Below are 238 nucleotides of genomic sequence, written 5' to 3' on the forward strand. Positions count from 1 at the left end.
CCTGAGTATGAATGCTCCATATTTAGACAAACCTCTATTAGTTGGTTAGGGTCCGTTAATGTTTGTGAAGATTCGAAACAATCAACAACTATTGAAGATGTATATTGCTGACCTGATCCATCTGGTAAAAATGTCTGCTCAGCTACTGGAGGAGTACAATCATTAATAAACTGAACTGGATTAACAACTCCGGTTATATCTGTACTTTCACCATAACATATTGTAGTTTCAGCAGCAC

At 37.0% G+C, this 238-nt stretch carries 1 protein-coding gene; it reads right to left on the reverse strand.

Going from position 1 to position 238, the window contains the following annotated elements:
- Positions 1 to 238, reverse strand: a 238-nt coding sequence (locus ACRHNM_RS18110; protein ID WP_431138018.1) for a hypothetical protein, incomplete at both ends; no start/stop codon positions are given.

This window comes from Psychroserpens mesophilus, from assembly GCF_050617655.1.
GTDB classification, from domain to species: domain Bacteria; phylum Bacteroidota; class Bacteroidia; order Flavobacteriales; family Flavobacteriaceae; genus Psychroserpens; species Psychroserpens mesophilus_A.